General features: G+C 59.2%; 2 protein-coding genes and 1 pseudogene. All 3 read left to right on the plus strand.

Annotated features, from left to right (window positions below):
- Positions 1–307 precede the first annotated feature (307 nt).
- The 3 genes and pseudogenes from M3I54_RS43965 to M3I54_RS43975 all read left to right on the plus strand — a co-directional run bounded on the left by M3I54_RS43965 (position 308) and on the right by M3I54_RS43975 (position 3,362).
- Positions 308–1,174: a hypothetical protein gene (locus M3I54_RS43965; RefSeq protein ID WP_254346656.1), complete on the plus strand. Its 867-nt coding sequence runs from the start codon at positions 308–310 to the stop codon at positions 1,172–1,174.
- 12 nt (positions 1,175–1,186) lie between these two features.
- Positions 1,187–2,026 (plus strand): hypothetical protein, encoded by an 840-nt coding sequence (locus tag M3I54_RS43970; RefSeq protein ID WP_254346658.1) that lies wholly within the window; start codon positions 1,187–1,189, stop codon positions 2,024–2,026.
- Positions 2,027–2,199: 173 nt separating this feature from the next.
- Positions 2,200–3,362, plus strand: a pseudogene (locus M3I54_RS43975) (IS3 family transposase).
- Positions 3,363–3,395 lie beyond the last annotated feature (33 nt).

Genomic DNA, 3,395 nt, shown 5'->3' on the forward strand with positions numbered 1-3,395 from the left:
CACCGAGTTGCCGCAGCGTGCGCCGGACGCAGATGTAACCGATCTTCTGCCGTTCAATTACGCCCGGCAACAAAAGGAAAAGGAAGAGACCGGCTGACGAACTGAATGCGCGTCGGCGTGCTGGCCCACGCGCAGGCTCATCACCTCGACGCGAATATCGCCGGTTGACCCCGACCATCGCGGTACGGCTGCGCTTGCCCGTCTGTCGCAAACGATTCTTTATTCGGTGTGCTGAAATCACCGCTTACACACAATCCAGATGAACATGCTTCCGGCTGGCTGTACGGAAACGGCAGGCAACTGCCACGTGTCCTGGATCTTCTACCCGTCGCTCCCGTACACGCGCAACGGCAAACCGGACGTGTCGGGCGCGGCGCAGATCGCCGTCGCGGCGAACTCACAGGACGTGCAGTTCGGCTACTCGTCGACCCGCAATGCCGCAACGATCTCGGGACTCAACGGCGCGTGGACCGCGAACAACCCACTTACGGGGACGCCCGCAGCCGCGATTCTGGCGACCAACGGCCAGAACTCCGACGGCAACTCGCTATACATCCGGCGTGACGGCAGCCTGACGTGGACCGGCGACCAGAACGTCAACGGCGTGAGCCTGCACAACGTCAATAGCATTGACGCCACAGGGACCATCGCCGCGCCTGCAGTGTCGGCGTCGAACGTCGATGTGTCGAACGCGGTGCGCACGCCCTCGACGCTGTATGTGCAGAACTCTGCCGGCACGGCTCCCGCGCCGATCGACGCGGGTGCGGCCGCGGTGCACGGCAACGCGACGGTCTACGGGGCGCTGGAGGTAGCGAACATCGCGACGCCTCGCGCGAGCTGCACCTCGACCGCAGGCACTACGCGCGTCGCAGCCAATGCAGACGGGTCTGGCCAGTTGCTGTCCTGCCTCTATAACCAGTGGGTCCCGGTCAGCGGCCCCGCTCCGCGCTACCAGTACTACACGGTCGGGTATGGGAGCTACGTTCCGGCGCCGCAATGCTCGGCCGGTGGATCGCCGCAGATCCTCCTTGTGCCCCAAAGCTTCTACGTCAACACGACCGCCCAGATTAACGCCTATTCGAGCGGGACCGGGCCGTGGACTGTGTATTTGACCGACGGCTCGAACGCGAACATTGGTGCGCAAGGTGTCGTCGAGACCTATTGCGCTTACTAGGAAAACACAACGATGAAAAATGGCATGTCGCGCTGGCAGCGCGTTGCAGTTGGACTGATTCTGTTGCTCGGCGCGGCGAGCGCGAAAGCAGAGGCGCCAGCACACTGCGCCTACGGATATCAGGACTCGAGCTGCCTTGGGCCGCAATACCGCGCGGCGCAGACGCCACCAACATGCTCGACCGGCGCGGGTTGGACGACGCTCACGCCGGCGAAGTGGATGGGCTCGGGATTTACGCAGCCGCAGTGCAATTACCAAGCGCCTCCATCATGTCCGACCGGCTGGCAGGAGATATCTGGTCCGTCATGGAACGGTAGTGCTTGGGTCGGTCTGTCATGCCAGATACCCCCGGCACCGGGTCCAAATACCTGTCAGTACGGCTTTGCGAGCGGTCCCACATGGAACGGTAGTTCGTGGGTTTATTCCTGCAACGCGCAGCCGCAGAATCCAGCCGCGATTTGTACCGCTGCTGCCGCAAACGGGACGGTCATCTCTGGCGGCGTTGGTTACACTAGGCAGGCTGTGGCCGGTTCGCAGTTTACCCAGTACACGAATTTTACCCAAACAGTTTGGGGTCAAAATACCGACCACTACTTTAATTGGCCGTCGTATTCGCTCGATGATCCATTTGGGAACATCGATATAAGCAATGCACAGGCAGTTTTGGGACTACCGCAATCAACCCTAACGGTGGACTCCTGGTATTTCGCCTCCTATACAGGTCCAGGGTTTGGAGGTGCCGCTGGAGGGACCTATAACACTTACGTTGCTGCCTGTGCGTTAAACCCGAGCGGACGTGTTGATGGAGTGCAGATGTCACAATATTATCCAGCAGTTTACGACGCAAACTGAGAAACGCCCCACGCGCGCAAAGCGAGTGGGGCATCTTTCGGGCGGTCGCGCGAGCGACCAAAGGGATTTTCGCCAAAGAAAGATTTTGTTGACGGCGGAACAAAGAAAAAAGCCCCACAAACTGAACTGCACCCCAAAAGTTGGACACCGATCCAACCTTTGGGGTGTTTTTCATGGCGAAGTACACGGAGCAGTTCAAGCGGTCTGTTGTCAAAGACTTGCTGTCAGGCAAAGGCTGCAGCAGTAGGGAAGTGGCACGCCGGCATGGTGTGGACCACGGCACGGTGCGCAAATGGGTAGCCGCCTGGCAGGCGCATGGCAAAGCGGCGTTCAGCAAGAAGTACAGTCATTACGACGCCCGGTTCAAGCTGGAGGCCCGCACGAAAGAAGAGCTCCTCGAAGAGCTCAACTATTTGCGCATGGAGAACGCGTACCTAAAAAAACTCGATGCCTTGATCCGCTCGGAAAGCCCCAAAGCGCAGCGCAAAAAACGCAAATAGTGGCCGGGTTAAGGCATCAGTTTCCAGTCGACGGCCTGCTGAAGGTGGCAGGCCTGGCGCGCAGTACTTTCTATTACCAGTGCAAGGCATTGCAGATGGCGGACAAACACGCGCAGCTCAAAGCGCGGATCCGTTCGGTATTCGAGCAGCACAAGGGACGTTATGGCTATCGGCGCGTCACCAGCGCGATCCGCCGTCTGGGCACCGTTGTCAATCACAAGACTGTCCAGCGCCTGATGCAGCTCATGAAACTGAAGTCCTTGGTGCGCCCGAAGAAATACCGGGCCTTCCGCGGGACGGTGGGACGCATTGCGCCGAACGTGCTGCAAAGACAGTTCGATGCAGACGCGCCGAACCAGAAGTGGGTCACCGATATCACCGAGTTCCGGGTGGGCGAGCAGAAGCTCTATCTGTCGCCGGTTCTGGATCTGTATAACGGCGAGATCATTGCTTACGAAACGGCCACACGTCCGGTATTCGCGATGGTCGCAGGCATGATCAAAAAGGCAATGAAGCGGCTCGGGCCTGGCGATCGGCCGGTGGTCCACTCCGATCAGGGCTGGCACTACCAGATGGCTGCTTACCAGGCGCTGCTCTCAAAGTGTGCCTTGACGCAGAGCATGTCGCGCAAGGGCAACTGCCACGATAACGCCGCCATGGAAAGCTTCTTCGGCACCCTGAAGTCCGAGTTCTTTTACCCGACTCGCTTCGAGAGCATCGAAGCACTTCAGGCCGGCATCAAACACTACATTCACTACTACAATCACCAACGCATCAAGCTGAAGTTAAACGGGCTGAGTCCTGTGATGTACAGAACTCAGCCCGTTCGGCCCTAGCCAAATACTGTCCAGCTTTCCGGGGTCAGTTCA

The organism is Paraburkholderia sp. CNPSo 3274, assembly GCF_024206475.1.
Taxonomy (GTDB): Bacteria; Pseudomonadota; Gammaproteobacteria; order Burkholderiales; family Burkholderiaceae; genus Paraburkholderia.